The 16,524-nt window shown below is 34.6% G+C and carries 13 protein-coding genes; 6 read left to right on the top strand and 7 right to left on the bottom strand.

Annotated elements, in window-relative coordinates:
- Both Y10_RS07555 and Y10_RS07550 read right to left on the bottom strand, forming a co-directional pair.
- Positions 1–4,476, bottom strand: a 4,476-nt coding sequence (locus tag Y10_RS07555) for a fibronectin type III domain-containing protein (protein ID WP_281764748.1), incomplete at its 3' end; no start/stop codon positions are given.
- Between the two features lie 113 nt (positions 4,477–4,589).
- On the bottom strand, positions 4,590–5,435 hold the full coding sequence (locus tag Y10_RS07550; protein WP_281764747.1) for a zinc-dependent peptidase: 846 nt from the start codon (positions 5,433–5,435) through the stop codon (positions 4,590–4,592).
- Between the two features lie 153 nt (positions 5,436–5,588).
- Here Y10_RS07550 and Y10_RS07545 point away from each other — a divergent pair, with 153 nt between their 5' ends.
- The 3 genes from Y10_RS07545 (at position 5,589) to Y10_RS07535 (ending at position 8,947) form a co-directional block, all read left to right on the top strand.
- Positions 5,589–6,905 carry an ethanolamine ammonia-lyase subunit EutB gene (locus Y10_RS07545; RefSeq protein WP_281764746.1) on the top strand — a complete coding sequence of 439 codons (1,317 nt, stop codon included), beginning with the start codon at positions 5,589–5,591 and terminating at the stop codon, positions 6,903–6,905.
- Complete coding sequence (gene eutC, locus Y10_RS07540) at positions 6,886–7,689, top strand: ethanolamine ammonia-lyase subunit EutC (RefSeq protein WP_281764745.1); 804 nt, start codon at positions 6,886–6,888, stop codon at positions 7,687–7,689. The genes Y10_RS07545 and eutC overlap by 20 nt, the downstream gene beginning before the upstream one ends.
- 91 nt (positions 7,690–7,780) lie before the next feature.
- Positions 7,781–8,947, top strand: a complete 1,167-nt coding sequence (locus Y10_RS07535) for an erythromycin esterase family protein (RefSeq protein WP_281764744.1) — start codon at positions 7,781–7,783, stop codon at positions 8,945–8,947.
- Positions 8,948–8,978: 31 nt separating this feature from the next.
- Here the strand turns inward: Y10_RS07535 and Y10_RS07530 are convergent, their stop codons facing one another.
- From Y10_RS07530 to Y10_RS07515, 4 genes are all read right to left on the bottom strand, one after another.
- Complete coding sequence (locus Y10_RS07530; RefSeq protein WP_281764743.1) at positions 8,979–9,206, bottom strand: tautomerase family protein; 228 nt, start codon at positions 9,204–9,206, stop codon at positions 8,979–8,981.
- 18 nt (positions 9,207–9,224) lie between these two features.
- A complete protein-coding gene (locus Y10_RS07525; protein WP_281764742.1) occupies positions 9,225–9,707 on the bottom strand; it encodes a DUF4265 domain-containing protein in 483 nt (160 codons plus the stop codon).
- 48 nt (positions 9,708–9,755) lie between these two features.
- A complete protein-coding gene (locus Y10_RS07520; protein ID WP_281764741.1) occupies positions 9,756–10,244 on the bottom strand; it encodes a hypothetical protein in 489 nt (162 codons plus the stop codon).
- 77 nt (positions 10,245–10,321) lie between these two features.
- Positions 10,322–12,424 (bottom strand): FUSC family membrane protein, encoded by a 2,103-nt coding sequence (locus Y10_RS07515; RefSeq protein ID WP_281764740.1) that lies wholly within the window; start codon positions 12,422–12,424, stop codon positions 10,322–10,324.
- A 179-nt stretch (positions 12,425–12,603) separates the two neighbouring features.
- Between Y10_RS07515 and Y10_RS07510 the strand changes: the two genes are divergently transcribed.
- Positions 12,604–13,080, top strand: a complete 477-nt coding sequence (locus Y10_RS07510) for a hypothetical protein (protein WP_281764739.1) — start codon at positions 12,604–12,606, stop codon at positions 13,078–13,080.
- 13 nt (positions 13,081–13,093) lie between these two features.
- On the opposite strand, the gene Y10_RS07505 is transcribed toward Y10_RS07510, so the two are convergent.
- The gene (locus Y10_RS07505) at positions 13,094–13,477 is read right to left on the bottom strand and encodes a Fur family transcriptional regulator (RefSeq protein WP_281764738.1); all 384 of its coding nucleotides are present in this window, start codon (positions 13,475–13,477) and stop codon (positions 13,094–13,096) included.
- Between the two features lie 187 nt (positions 13,478–13,664).
- Between Y10_RS07505 and Y10_RS07500 the strand changes: the two genes are divergently transcribed.
- Positions 13,665–13,982 carry a hypothetical protein gene (locus Y10_RS07500; protein WP_281764737.1) on the top strand — a complete coding sequence of 106 codons (318 nt, stop codon included), beginning with the start codon at positions 13,665–13,667 and terminating at the stop codon, positions 13,980–13,982.
- A gap of 160 nt (positions 13,983–14,142) precedes the next feature.
- Positions 14,143–16,509: a TonB-dependent receptor gene (locus Y10_RS07495; protein WP_281764736.1), complete on the top strand. Its 2,367-nt coding sequence runs from the start codon at positions 14,143–14,145 to the stop codon at positions 16,507–16,509.
- The last annotated feature ends 15 nt before the right edge of the window (positions 16,510–16,524 follow it).

The raw sequence follows: 16,524 nt of genomic DNA, 5'->3' as shown, positions 1-16,524 counted from the left end.
TTTATCTTGTCCGTGCCACTCGTCTGTATAATCAGAGAATGTATAAATCTCAGCACCTAAACGGTTAAATATTTGAAGTTTTGAAACTTCAAACCCATCAAGATCAAACGTGTCATTTTGTCCTGGAGAAGTTCCGCCCGGAGAAATACCTTGAGGTATAAAACAGTCGTCTGCTTCTTCAACTAATACTTCAAAATAATTAGTACAGTTTTCAGTAGTAACTTCTACAGCATATAAACCAGCATCTAGCACATCTAATGTACTACCTGTTTCATTTGCTAACACAGTACCATCTAAGCTCCAAGTAAATGTAACTCCCGGATCTGTAACACTAAATCCAAGAATGTTTGGTGTTAAGGTAGTAGCTGTAATACCATTAGAACAAACATCGTAATATGGTTCAAAATCTAAAATAGGTGTATTGTAAACAAAAATATCAAATGTTATAAAGTCGGTACATCCAGAAGTTGTTTCTTCTAAACGAGCTACAATAGTTTGCATTTCAAACTCTGTATTTGTAAACGGAGATGTTAATGGGTTTGCACCAGCTTGGGCATCCGTATCGTTTAAATAATACGTAACTACTGTATTCGGTTGTCCATTTATAATAGTTGCATCTTGACTAGTTAAATCAAACTCTGCATAACCATCGTTAGAAATATCATCACAAATTACAATATCATCTGGTTGTTCAGCAGTAATGTTACCCGTTATAGTAACATTAAAATTAGTGCTAGTAGAACATCCGGTTACCTGATCTGTAACCACTACAGTAAACACACCTTCTTCAGTTCCGTCTGCTACTAATACATAAGAATCGCCAGTAGCGGTAGCTATTAATACTCCATCATCATACCACTCGTAAGTAAATGTTCCACTTAAGTCAGTAGCATTCGTAATGGTTGGTTGTAACGTAAGATCTTCACAGAAGAACTTCGTTGTATCTGGCATTAGCACCTCAGGAGCAGGATTCACTATTAAATCAAATTGACCTACACCAAAACAAGGAGAAGCATCTAAATCTAATCTTGTATAAATGGTTTCCCCATCAGTACCCAAATAAGTAGTTGGGTCTGTAATAGCATTTACACCACCTTCAGCATCTAATTGAGATGTATAATAAGTAACTGTTGCGTTTACAATACCATTTTGAATTACTAGATCCTGTGTTGTCAAATCAAATACTGCATCACCATCGTTAGGAGCTTCATCACAAGCTTCTAAAGCTGCTGGAGCACCTAAATCTACAGTATCATCAATAGTCACAACAACGTCATCAGAAAGACTTGCTGAAGTACCATCACACTGGTTATAGGTAACAATAGCTGTATAGGTGGTTGTTTCTGTAGGATATACTGTAGTTTCAGAATCTGTACTTACTGTATTACCTGCTGCATCAACCCACTCAAAAGTGTAGTTAGCAGGACCTGCAGGTACATATCTCCAAGATTCTGGAGCAGATGCAGGAACTGACCATGGCCCTGTATTTCTATTTGGTGGGAAATAACCAATAGTACCATCTATATTTTGAAGACCAGCAGCTGCATTACCTGAGTTCCAAGAACTACATGTTGGCTTTTCTAAAATATTAATTTCAATAGCATTACTAGTTTCATACAATACAATTTGAGTTGTAGAAACAATGTTATTACAACTAAAGTGAGGTACACTAGAGAAATTAACAGTAAACGTTCTGTTTGGTGCCGTACCACTAATTATATATTCAATGTCACCACCTACACCAGGGTGTATATCATGATAAACCCCTAAAATAGCATTTGTAGGTAAGTTTGGACTCGGTATTGATGCTGTAAATGCCCAAGGACAAGTTGCTCCAGCTAATGAAGTATCAAAAGAAACTACTCCGTTTGCTCCTACTACAATTTGGTTGTAGGTGTTACCAAAATAACAGAAATCAAAGGTCATATTAAGTACTGACGAATATCTATCATCAATATTTAAGTTAGTTGGAACCCCAGGGTTCACCTGTGGTTGACATGAAACACTACTTAATTGGTATGCTGTTGTACTAGTTCCTGTTAAGAAAAAGTCTGCATCTAAGTCAACTCCATTTACAAATGCTGCACAATCAGTATCAATATCATCACCTGCATCTATACTCTGACATAAAGCATCTGTTGTAGGAGGACAATCATCCTGAGTCATATCAGCACTTGTTATAACACAGTTAGGATCGTTAGCATTAGCTACTGTAAAGTTTACTAAAACTGTATTGGTGTAAGGACCAAAAGTTAAAGTACCAGGAGCAGAAGCTGTTTGTGTAGCCCCTCCCATGTTATCATCTATATTTAATAAAGTAGCATCTCCCATATCGGTGATTTCTACCTCAACATAAAATTCAAAAATCTGATTTTGAACAGAACAGTTTGGAAGAATACTATATGTAGCTGTAGGATTAATACATGTTGTACAGAATACATCAAAATCTAAAGTAGCACCTGTAGCACCATCTTCACAACTATCTACACCATCTGATTGTACTTGAATGTAAATAGTATCACCAGAAGATTGAATTTCTAAACCTGTTAAGTCACCTGCATTACCATATCCTTGATATAAGATAGTAGTACCATCTGTATCATAAACTATAATTTCATCAGAATTGTTCTCTACATTACCAGAGTTAAATACTGCTGTTAAATATATGGTAGGGTCAGTAGCGGTAAACGTAAACATAGTAGTATCGTTATTACCATAACAATAGGTTACGTTTGTAGGCCCTACTGTACAGTCTACTGTAAATTCAGTTTGTATAGCTGTGGTAAAATTATAAACGTAAGACCAATCACTGTAGAAACCTCCACCACAATCTGCTCTTACATAAACTTCATAAGCTGTATCAGGAGTTAAACTAGTTGCTTGAACAGCTGGTGTAGTATTTACTACAGTACCAGCACCTGTTGGTACACCAGTACCTGCTGGTTGTACAACGTACTCCCATGAAGTTTCACCATTATTAGCTACCCAGCTTAAGTCTGCTGTTGTATCTGTAATATTAGTAGCAGCTAAAGTAGAAGGTGCTACACAGTAAGTACCACAAGCCTGTACTCTAACATAATCTATAGACATATCTCCTGTTGGAGCTCCTGTACCAGTTTGTCTAAATTCTAAATAAACCGCTTGACCAGCATATGCTGTAAGATCTACCCCAACGGCTATCCAATCTTGGTTAGCTGATGTTTGATATTGACCTACCCAAGTAAATTCATTTGTGAATGGACCTGTAGCAGCGGTACCAACACCAACTTCTAAAGTTCCCATTCCACCACCATAAGCGTGCATATAGAACGAAAGTTCTACATCACCTGTAGCGGTTGTTAAATCAATCTCAGGTGTAACAATTGAAGCAGGGTTTGCAGGATTAGCACCTGAAGCCTCAAAATTCATAAAATTACTACCACTATAAGCAGTTGAAGGACCCGTACCAGCAGAAGTAGCTCCGTCAGGTATTTCCCAAGAACCACCACCTGTGTTAATATTACCTGTCCAACCTGCAATATTAGAATCAAAATCTTCTGTAAAAATATAAGAACCGGTTCCTGTTGCACACGTAACACCTGTTGGTGTTGCTGGAGGAACTGCGTACGTAGTAAAAGTCACAGGACCTTCCCACATACTATACTCTCCACCACCACAGCTAGCTCTCACATAAACTTCATAACTAGTTAAAGCTGTTAAACCAGCTGTTGGAAAGTTAATATTAGTATTTGCTACTGTACCACTACCAGATGGCACACCAGTACCTGCTGGTTGCACAACCACTTCCCATTCTGTCTCGTTACCTCCTGGAGTCCAAGAAGCTTGTACAGCAGTGTCTGTTATACCACTTAAGGTAATATTAGATACCGGCGGACAAGATTGAGAATAAATAGTAGGGCTACTTATACAAAAACCTCTTGCCCAAATATTGTTATCGTTAAAATAGAAACGATATCTAAACCCGGCTAACTGCGTAGCACTAAATCCAGAAATATCTAAAGCAACAGATGTATAATCTACTTGATGTGCTACATCCCCACAATATACATTACCATTTGTGGTAGAGGCACCTCCGTCTCCTAAAGTTGACCCCGTATCTGCAAGGTTATCCCATGTAACCCATGTAGAAGAATCAAAATCCCAATACTGTAACGCTAGCGTTTCTGAGTTCTGATGATTATATATATAGGAAAAATCAACGTAAACATAAATTTCTCCAGAAACCGAAGCTCCTGTTAAATCCATATACGAAGACTCTGCCGCAATACTATTAGCAACTCCTGAACCCGCTTGATTATCGTCAAACGCGAAGTTACTATCAACAGTAGGATCCGCTTCAAAAAGACCTGCCGTAGAACCATAAGAACCTGTGATGTTCCATGCTACGTTAGGCCAGTTGGCTGCATCATTTAACACTTGGGAAAACCCAAGCGCACTAATGAACAACATTAAAATCAATAGAGTAGTCTTTTTCATGTTGAATTGTTAGTTATAATTTAAAAAAGTGTATTGCCGCTAAATTAAGAAATTTAACACAACATCAGCTAAAAGTAGCATAGTTATTTACAAATTGTAAGAATAAAAAAAGATTATCTACCTTTTTTCTCGATAAATGAAAAATTTAGCATTCTAATAATAACCATATACAACTCATTATGATATTGCTTAAAAGCAATTGGCTTTTCTACCAACATTTCTACACAAACAGAAAAAAACTCCATAAAATTGTTATACCCATATGGTCTTAAGAAACCAATATTTTTAAGATCTTCAAGTTTACTCTCATTCATATAAATCTGTTGTAAACTTTCTAATCCATCCTGAAAAATATCAGCGCTGGTATTCGACTCTCTAAAATTAGAAAAGAACAACGCATGACTAAATTCATGCAACCCTAAATTTATACCATCATCACTATCTTCAAAACCTATTAAAAAATGTTTCCATGATAAAACAATAGCCCTTTGCATAGGATTGAACTCTCCTTTATGGTAAGCATCACTTAAGTTACTATAATATACATCAGGATATATAATAATAGTATCTATAGCAGGAATATCATAATAACGCATTCCAAACGATAAAAATACAGCACATGAAGCTACTTGCACTTTCATTTCTTCCGTTACTTCCATACCATCCATTCCTACAAACTCCTTCCACTCTATAAACTTTACTACTCTGTGATTAAATATTTTCTGTTTTATAGGAGACAGGTATCTATATACAGGAAAATTACCTTCTATCACCGTTTTATTTACATTGTTCTTGAATTCTTTTAAAAAAACTGGAAAATGGATTAAAAACGGTTTTTTATAAAAATAAAACGCAATAAAATCTAACAGTTTATAAGCGTTTAACAATATTACAAATGCAATTAAAAAATAAAGTATGATAGAAATTATATATATGTTGCTAGATTGATCTTCCTGCATAAAATTTGATTGTAATAAAATTCCTAATGTAAACAAATATCCCTAATTATTGTACATAAAACAGCTCTCCTAGAGATATCATTCTTTTTACATGTATTAATCTAATAGATAACTAACTATTTTTCTTAGCTTTAGAGTATCATTAAATAATTTATGGCATTTAAAGAAACCATTGGTAACACAACCTATTCATTTGATAACCTAAAAGAGCTTTTAGCAAAAGCCACTCCATACAGGTCGGGTGATGTACTAGCAGGTATAGCAGCTTCTAATAACAAAGAGCGTGTAGCTGCTCAATACGCATTGGCATCATTACCTCTAAAACATTTTTTGAGCCATCTAGTGATACCTTATGAAACCGATGAAATATCACGACTAATTATAGATGATTTCAATGAAAGTGCTTTTCACCCTATAAGCCATCTAACAGTTGGCGATTTTAGAGATTGGCTACTTTCAGATGCTGCAACTACCCAAATATTAAAAAATATAAGTTTAGGACTAACACCCGAAATGGTAGCTGCTACTTGTAAGCTTATGCGTAACCAAGACCTTATTTATGTAGCTTCTAAATGTGAAGTACCAACAGCCTTTAGAAACTCGTTAGGTGCAAAAGGTCAGTTCTCTACCCGATTACAGCCAAATCATCCAACTGATAATGCCACTGGTATTGCCGCAGCAATTTTAGACGGACTCCTTTTAGGAAATGGAGATGCTGTTATTGGCATCAATCCGGCTACCGACAATTTGAAAACCACTGAAGCATTACTACATATGTTAGATGGTATTATTCAACAAAATGAAATACCTACTCAATCTTGCGTATTAAGTCATGTTACCACCATGATGCCACTTATGAAAAAAGGTGCGCCAGTTGATTTGGTTTTTCAATCTATTGGAGGTACAGAAGCTACTAATAAAAGTTTTGGTGTAAACATAAGCATCTTAGAAGAAGCATACCATATGGCACTTTCTTTAAAGCGTGGTACCGTGAGTAACAACGTAATGTATTTTGAAACCGGTCAGGGAAGTTCGTTATCTGCCAATGCACATCATGGGGTAGACCAGCAAACATGTGAAGTACGCTCTTATGCCTTGGCAAGAAAATTTAAACCCTTATTGGTAAATACCGTGGTAGGTTTTATTGGTCCTGAATATTTATATGATGGTAAACAAATAACACGTGCCGGTTTAGAAGATCATTTTTGTGGAAAACTAATGGGCCTACCTATGGGAGTTGATATATGTTATACCAACCATGCGGAAGCAGACCAAGACGACATGGACAATTTATTAACGCTTTTAGCAACCGCAGGCTGTAATTATATAATTGGAGTTCCCGGAGCAGATGACATCATGTTGAATTATCAATCTACTTCGTATCATGATGCAGCTTATATTAGAAAATTGCTCAATTTACGCATGGCTCCCGAGTTTGAAAAATGGCTTTATGAACGTTTACCTTCTTAACCCACTTGCTATGAATTCTGAAAATCATCCGAAAATACAAACCGAATCTGGACTTCTTAAAAAAGACCAACTAAACGATTATACGTTTGCTAGAGTAAACCTGCCCACCTCAGGATTTGCTATTAGGCTATCTGAAGTACTTGCCTTTAGGGCAGACCACGCTGCTGCTAGAGATGCTATCTTCACCCCATTTGAAATACAAAAAATAAAAGATAACATACAACCAGTATGTAAAGACACCATTGAAACCTCATCGCAAGCTACTTCAAAGGAAGTTTACTTAAAACGTCCTGATCTTGGCAAACTTTTAGATGAGCCTAGTAAAACAAAACTAAAAGAATGTACTTCTAAACAAAAAGATGTTGCTATTATAATAAGTAACGGACTTTCAGCGGCTGCAGTCAATGAAAATGCAGCACAATTTTTAAATCATTTTATACCCCAGTTACTGGAAGGCAATATCTCCATTACTCCTATTATTTTTGCTTCTAATGCACGAGTAGCCCTTTCAGATGAAATTGGTGCTTTATTAGAAACCAAACTAAGTATTATACTAGTTGGAGAACGCCCAGGACTTTCATCTCCTGATAGCATGAGCGCTTATTTTACTTATGCCCCAGAAGTAGGGCTTACCGATGAATCTAGAAATTGCATTAGTAACATTAGAATAAAGGGGCTCCCTCCTATTCAAGCGTCTGAAAAATTATTTTACTTAGTGAATGCTTCGCTTACTAAAAAAATATCAGGTGTTCACTTAAAAGATGATATGGGATTATTAGAATAGTAGGCTAAACCTAGGTAAATACCCAAAGTCTCGCTCTCTAATAATTTTGTATAATTTTACGTTATATTTAAATACTATTTAGTTTACAAATATGAGACTTCTATTTATCTGTTTTTCACTACTGATCACTACCAAAATCTGGTGTCAAAATTCATCGTACATTACCATTAACAGTTACCTCTATACTCACGAAAACAATAAGGACCTTCACCAACTAGACCGTTTTATAAAAGACAAAAAATTGATTGGTTTTGGAGAAGCTACCCATGGCACTTCTGAATTTTTAAAAATGAGACATCGTTTGTTTGCTTACTTGGTTAATGAACATAATTTTAATACGCTATTTTTAGAAACTGACCCTGGATCTTGCGTAAGAGCAGACGCATACGTAAAAGGTGCTAACGATACCCTTAGTGTTGTAACCAAAGAGCTCAGGCAATTTATGTTTACCACTACCGAGATGAGTGCTTTTATTGAATGGATTAGAAATTATAACCTTTCTCATAGCACTCAACAAATCTCTATTGTAGGGGTAGACATGCAGACAGCACACAAAAATATAAATACACTTTATGCACTTATAAAAGATGCTACTGTAAAGAAAAACCTAACCCCTTTTTTATCAAGTTACAATTTATATGAAGATAGAACAACACTAACCCCCATAGTAACCTCCATACAAGCAAACTCTAAGAACACTACCATAAAACTATTATGTGATGCCGTGCTACAAAACCTTGAGTTAGATTTAAAAAATCAAAACAAAATAGAAGAAAACGCACAAGCAAGAGATCAATTTTTAGCCAAAAATATTGAAACTTACTATGCCTTAAATTCACAAACGAAAGGTTTGTTTTTAGCACACAATGGGCATGTTTCATTTTACACTACTAAAGGATATACAAGATCAGGCAAATTCTTAAAAGATATTTTTAATAATGCCTATTACGCCATAGGTACCGAATTTGAAAAAGGAAGTTTTATAGATACTCAATATAGTAATGAAAAGAAAACCTATGTTTTGCATAAATTTGAAATAGAAAAGGCTCACAAATCAAACTTATCAGGGTATTTAGCAACCTTACCAAGTGATATTTATTTTATTACCACTAATGAAATTCCGAAAAGTAAAAAAAGAGTTCATTTTGCTGGTGGAGGTTTTACTGAGAAATACCCGTATGGTATAGAAACAACAACAGATTTTGATGCCTTTATATTTATAAGAAATAGCACCCCAACACACTCCATAAAAAAATAGGGATTGAAAACTCAACCCCTATTATATAAATTTACATAGTATACCCTGGTTCTTTATACAGAATATCTTTATGTTCCATAATATCTTTAGGATACACCTTGGTTTTCCAATCATCTGAAGAAAAATCTTCAATGCTTAAAGAGAAGGCTTCATTTCTGTTGCCCAAAACTCTTTCTGCTGTTTTTACCAACTCTTCTGCTAGTTCCTTTTTTAATGCTTCCGATTTTCCTTCTATCAACTTTACTTGTATATGCGGCATGTGCTAATTTTTAAATATCTATTCGTCTGAAATATCCTTTTTATGCTTTGTAGACAAACAAGGCTCTGCGTAGCTAATTACCCCACCTTGTTCTAACTTATGTAGTATATCTTTAATTTTGGTATAATCTACATTTTCTTTTATTTCCATAGAAAAATAATTATCGCCTACACCTTCAGACTCACAGTTTAAATCTTTAAACGTATTTCTAAGTAATTCTTTATCTAACCCTTTTTTTAGCACAACTACCAAAACAATAGAATTACCCGAAGACTCTATAGTTCTATGATAAATTAACTTTTTTTCCTCCTCACTATATTTTGCAATAAAAATATCGTCACGTGCTATGGGTGGCCCATAGAAAGGAATATTATCTAATTTAAACACATTTTTCTTTGGGTCTACTATATCTGCCCACATAGTTTCCACTACGTCTTTATCTAAAATAGTACTGAAATACCTAAACAGTACCTTAACTTTATTATTTGTTGCTTTACTCATAACACAAACAAAAATCGTAAAAAATTTTTGCTCTGCTAAACCATCTGGTTAATTTTCACTTTTTGTTAAGTTTTTGTTGCGTATTCTGTATTCTTGCAACATAGCTTCTAAATCTTTAAAGCTAACATCTAACTCATCTATAAGTATTTTTTCACAAGTTGCAGCTGCTCCAAAATTATACTTTAAACAAGCTTTACTAGACCTGCCCACCATTTCCATTACTACCTCTTCATTACTAATGTTTTCCCACGAGTTAAAACCGCTGTTAAAAGTTGCTATCCCTTTATCATCAATAACAATTTTTGGAGATTTATCGCGCATACGTTTCCAATTTTTAAAAGTTCTATGCGCTCCTAGAAATACTAAAAAGAACCCGAAAAACATATACACTTTATCTGTATATGATTTAAGCAAGTACACCCCTGCAACCATAAAGCCTAAAGAAACAGCTAACAACAAATTATTAGTAGAGGTAGAATATCGTATTTCTGTTTTTTCTGGTAAATCTATTTCGTTTTGTATGTGATTAGTCTCCATAATTATCTTTTTACATATTCAAAAATAACATATAAAATGAGCTGTATAAATGATAAAAAGCAGGTAAACTCCTCTAGTTAATTCAATCTTTTAGTTTCCCAAAGTAGCTCATGCGTTATTTTTGCTATGTTATGCAAAATAACAATACTCTTTAACTCTGAAGTTTCTTTTAAACTATTCAGTTCTTCCACAAGGTTTGCAGATTGCGCATCGAGTGCTTCAAAATTAGACAACAACAAATTCTTGTTTTCGTGTATTACATCTAACAAAGCCGAAATCTGCTTACAATAATTATATTCTTCTTTAGAGAGTGGATTCTTGTAATGGTGTGCACCAAAAGCAGAAATATAAGATAATAACGAGTGATTAAAATACGTAAAGTTACGTGCCGACTCTAACAACTTCTGTTTTCCCTTAGGTTCAAAACGCATACCACGCCACGCCTCTGTTAATTGATTATCGGCATTATTAGCGGTACGTTGGTAATGTAAATACGTAGCATAGTCTACCTCTTGTTTAAACACACCATCAAAGTAACGTTTATTTTTTCCTATGGCAGTTTCTATAAGTACAGGTAATTGTTTGTACGTCCAATTAGGCCATAACAATCTTATAGAAATATAGGCAAGTGCCGTACCTATAAGGGTATCTATTAACCTTGGCTGCATAACCAACACACCTATATTACCCAATATATCAAAAATCTCTAATACAAAGGTGGTTATAAAAATAACTGCAATGGTATATACCGTTCTAACATATTTAAAAAACAAATACGCAGATATAAGCAATACAATAATTTGTCCCTGCACATTAGATATTATATGCGCAATTGAAATACCCAATACCACCCCTATAATGGTACCAAAAATACGGTACAAAATACGTTGTCTGGTAGCCGAATAAGTTTGTTGTAATACCAACATAGAAGTAAGCAATATCCAGTCTCCTTTCTCAAATTGAAAATAGTATTTCAACACATAGCCAATTACCAAACATAGCATTAAGCGAATGGCATGCTTAAAGCGTAAATGCTTAGGATTGGCTAACTTTTTTAAAGGTACTAAAGCAGGTTTCTTTTTAAAACTAGCAGCATCTGCTTCCGTTACCAAGGTTTCATCATCTATGGTTTGTAGGATACGCTCTAACTCAGATATATTACTAAATAATAAAGACATCGCCTTATACTGCGGATTCTCTTTATTACGCTGAAACAATTCTGTTAATGCCTTTTTGGTCCATGTTAAACTTACCGGGTGCTCATAAGTAGTTTCTGTAAGAATACTATCTCCGTATAGTTGAATAGCCTTCGCTATTTCCTTCATCATTTGTCCTAGTCCCGTAATCAGCTCCTCATTCTCGGCATGTTCACTTAACACATAATACTCCTCATGGCTAGAAGTTGCTCTACGTTGTATTTCTTGCAACTTATACCATCGGTCAAAAAATATGGTAATTCGTGGTAACGACTTATCTGAAGACGCTGCTGCAAAACTGTGCAAGTCGGCCTTAATTTGATTTATTTTTTGAGAAACTTCAATATTTTTAAGCGCTAACTCATTTCTAATTTCTTCTTGATTATCCTTTGTACTTGGAAACAATGTGGCTTTTAAAGCCACATATTCTGCCATTTTGGTAAATCCAAAAGATATTTGTTCCTCTAACAAACGCCACGGATGTGCATAGGCAATACCTAAAGAAACAATGGCATAAATTAAACCGCCCAACGGCATTACTATAGGCTGAAAGTACCACGGATGGCCATAACCTGCCCCCAACATGGTATATACCGAAATTAAAATAGCACCATAAGTGATACCTTGATAACGAGCACTTAACCCACCTAGCAACGTAAAACTGAAGGTAAACACAGCCAACCAAATACCAAATATTAATGGGTTTAACCTTAACAACTCTACCATAGCGGTTACAAACACAAATACTATGTAGGTTACCAATACCGCTTTTAGCTTTGCACGTGGGTGTACATCGGTTTCAGAAAGTGCCATAGCCACTACCCCTAAAGACAGGGTAGCCCCTATAGAAGATTCGCCCGCTATAATACAAGGTATTAATAAACATGCTATACTTACCAACACCTTTAAAGCCCAAAGGTTATTAGGTTTTGTCCAGAACTTCTGAATCCATAATGCACGAAGTTGCTGATGTATTTTTTTCAAATTCAGATTCAACGAGGTATACTTTTAAGACACAAAGTTAAGAAGCTTTTTAATGAATAAACATGTATTTATATCAGTTATTGAAATCTTAATTTTAGTTATAGCCACCAACCCTATGGTCAGACCCTTTTAAAACCTTCTGAACAAAATACGTATTTTAGCAATTCAAATTTTCATATATGGATACTGCTACTGTAGCTGCTATTAAAAAAGAACTGAATTACTACTCGCAAGACGAACTTTTACAAGTTTGTTTGCGACTGGCTAAGTTTAAAAAAGAGAATAAAGAATTACTTACCTATTTACTTTTTGAAGCCGAAAACGAACAGGGGTACATCGATAGCGTAAAAGAATTTATAGATGAAGCATTTGACGGCTTAAACACCAAGAATTATTACCTTATTAAAAAAGGGGTTAGAAAAATCTTAACTGCAGTTAAAAAGTACATTAGGTATTCGCAAAACAAAGAGACTGAAGTAGTATTGCTGCTTTATTTTTGCAGAAAATTACGCACCATGAAGCCAAGCTTTACCCGCAACTCGGTATTGAGAAACACCTATCAAACACAGCTACGCATGATTAAAAATACGCTAGCCAAGTTACATGAAGATTTACAGTACGACTACCAAATAGAATTGGATAAATTAGAGTCTTAGAAAAACATAAAAGCTACTTTCCATTACACTCTTTACAAACCCCTACAATTAAAAACTGTGTTTCATCCATTTGGTATCCGGGTAATACAGGTATTTCTACTTTTGTTGGTAAGCATTCTACATGATTACATTCAGTACACTGAAAATGAATATGATTATGTAGCGTATGATGTTCTTTACAAGAATTGCATAAAGCATAGTGCGCTTTGCCATCAATATCTGTAATAAAATGAACTTTACCCGCAGCAACAAATCGTTCTAGCATTCGATACACTGTTGTTTTATTCACTTTAAGAGGAACAAGTTCACAAATTTCATCTACTGTAAGCGTATGCTTACTTAGCTCCATAAGCTTTAACACCTCCTCTTGTGCTTTTGTATTTCTTGTGATGGCCATAACCCTAAAATTCTATGAATTAGCAAATTTACAAAATATACCCCCCATCATAAATACCAATACGTGAATTTTCTTCGTTCATTAAAAGCATCAACCCCTAATCAAATAACTAATATTATATTGCAACTTATTTGCGTTATTAAAAAAAACCGCTACATTTGCTCTTGAAACATATAAACGCATTTTATTGAACCCAAAACTAAAGCATATCATAAGTCAAGTATTCTTGCTATTACTTCTTAGCATTAAACTTTCTGGTCTGCATGCTTTAGAGCACATCTACGAAACAAATGATGATACGGATGATATTGAATGTGCACTTTGTGACTTTGTTTTGCAAGATCAAAAGGCTCCTGTTTTAAATATCAGTAATGCCGTAGTGCATACTAACAAAGCGGTTCCTACTTGGGTGAAGAAATCTCCCCAAACCAATTATCAATCAACTTTAGTTACAAAGTTTTTTAAACTACATTATTTTAGTCTCCCTCCTCCTCACACGGCTTAACTCAAGTAAATAATACACTTGCAAACCACTGTTTATATAAACAGTGTATTATACTACAAGTTAATTTTCGTGTAATTTAAAGTAGGTTCATACTTTTTCTAATACCTCATAGCATCAGGTATTTGCTAACATGTATGACTCCAATATTTTAATTTCTTTTATGAAATACTTATTGCTAACAATTGTTTTTACAGTTGTTTCCCAGCTCACGCATGCTCAAAATGCTATACTCATTTCTGGAAAAATTATTGATGAAACCAATCAAACTCCTGTAGAAAATGCAACCATTATTTACAAGAACTCCTATGCTGTTAGTAATTCCAATGGAACCTTTGAATTAAGGATTCAACCAAAGGATAGTGTACAACTACATATATCACATATTAGTTTTAAAACCAAACACATTACTGTAAATACTAACGCAACAATATCGAATTTAACTATAAAACTAACTCCAAAAAACAATGCGCTCTCCGCTGTAGAAATTTCAGTTAACGGAAAGAACAATCAGCAGATAGCTCCATTGATTTCCACCAATGTCAATGAAGCGTTTTTGCAAGAAAACAGAGAAAACAGTTTAATGCAAACCTTAAGTAAAATACCTGGTGTAAGTACTATTACTATTGGCTCGGGACAATCTAAACCTGTTATTAGAGGCTTAGGTTTTAACCGTGTAAGTGTGGTTGAAAATGGTATAAAGCACGAAGCACAACAATGGGGCGCAGACCACGGATTAGAAATAGATCAGTATGGTATTGAGAACATAAACATTATTAAAGGCCCAGCTTCTTTATTATATGGCTCAGATGCTATTGCTGGGGTGGTTGCCATTACACCTCCTAATGCTCCATTACCACATACATTTAAAGGAGAAGTTAATCTTTTAGGTGAAAGTAACAATAATTTATTAGGCATATCATCTGGTATTCAGTTTAGAAATGAAAATTGGTATTACAGAGGAAGAGTTACCTTTAGAGATTATGCAGATTACAAAGTACCAACAGATAGAGTACAATACGATAGTTATATTTTTGAATTAGATAATAATAACTTAAGAAACACTGCAGGTACAGAAGCCAATGCAGCATTTAGCTTTGGATATATTGGGGATAGATTTAAAACAGAAACTTTTTTAACCAACGTAAATGCTAAAAATGGTTTTTTTGCTAATGCACATGGTCTTGAAGTACGCACCTCTACTATTGATTATGATGCGTCTAACAGAGATGTAGATTTACCATATCACACTGTAAATCATTTTAAGATATTAAACAACACAAGTTTTTACCTAAAGAAACACACCATACATACCGAAACAGGATTTCAGAATAATCTTAGAGAAGAACATTCAGAGCCTGTACCCCACGGCTATATGCCCAAACCAACTCATAGTACCGAAAGAATTTTTAATAAAAACACATATTCTTTCAACATAAGAGATGTATACAAGCCTAATAAAAACCATAAAATTGTAGCAGGTATTAATACAGAATATCAAAACAATAATATTGGTGGCTGGGGTTACTTAATTCCGGCATATACAAGATTCTCTGCAGGAGCATTTGGTTACTATCTGTTTAAACTCACAGAAAAGATTCAATTACAAGCTGGATTAAGATATGACTACGGGTATTACAATACGCAAGCCTACTCCGATTGGTTTCCGTCTACAGTTTCTAACAACAACGGAACAACCTCTTATATATATCAACAAAGAGCTACGGGAGAAAATGTATCATACAATAATATAAGTGGTTCGTTAGGGGTAAGTTATCAAGGTAAAAATACAACGTACAAATTACACCTAGGAAAAAGTTTTAGAATGCCACTTGCCAACGAATTAGCTTCTGACGGTGTAAACTATCATATGTATAGATATGAACGAGGAAACCTTGACCTTTCCCCTGAAGAATCATACCAAATAGACATTGAAGCTACGTATAAAAAAAACAAACTAGAAATAGGAATAAGTCCGTTTGTAAATTACTTTAACAACTTTATATACCTTAACCCTACTCCAAATTATTACGAAACTTTACAAATTTACGAATACACACAAAGTAAAGTTCTACGCTATGGCGGAGAAGTATTTGCAGGATATGAGATTTCAAATGCTTGGAGTGCAAATGCTTCATTAGAATATGTACAGTCTATCCAAAAAAGTGGTCCAAAAGAAGGATTTACGCTTCCTTTTTCTCCTCCACTTTCTAGCTTTTTCTCTTTAGCATTCAAAGCCCCTAAAGAAATATGGCTATTTAACAATGTACAAATTACAGCAGACCTTAGAGTAACCGCAAAACAAACAGAAATTGTTCCTCCTGAAGAAACAACACCTGGTTATGAATTAGTTAACCTATCTATATTAGGAAATTTAAAGCTATTCAATTCTAAAAAACAAACTCAATTAAGAGTAAAAGTAAATAACCTATTCAACACTAAATATTTTAATCACACAAGCTTTTATAGACTTATAGATGTACCCGAACCTGGTAGAAACATTTCAGCTTCGGTTACCATACCCATGTAAATCAATTTTTTAATT

Source organism: Neptunitalea lumnitzerae, assembly GCF_027924185.1.
GTDB classification, from domain to species: Bacteria; Bacteroidota; Bacteroidia; order Flavobacteriales; family Flavobacteriaceae; genus Neptunitalea; species Neptunitalea lumnitzerae.
Note: the sequence above shows the minus strand (reverse complement) of the source record. Positions and strands in the feature narration are given on the sequence as shown.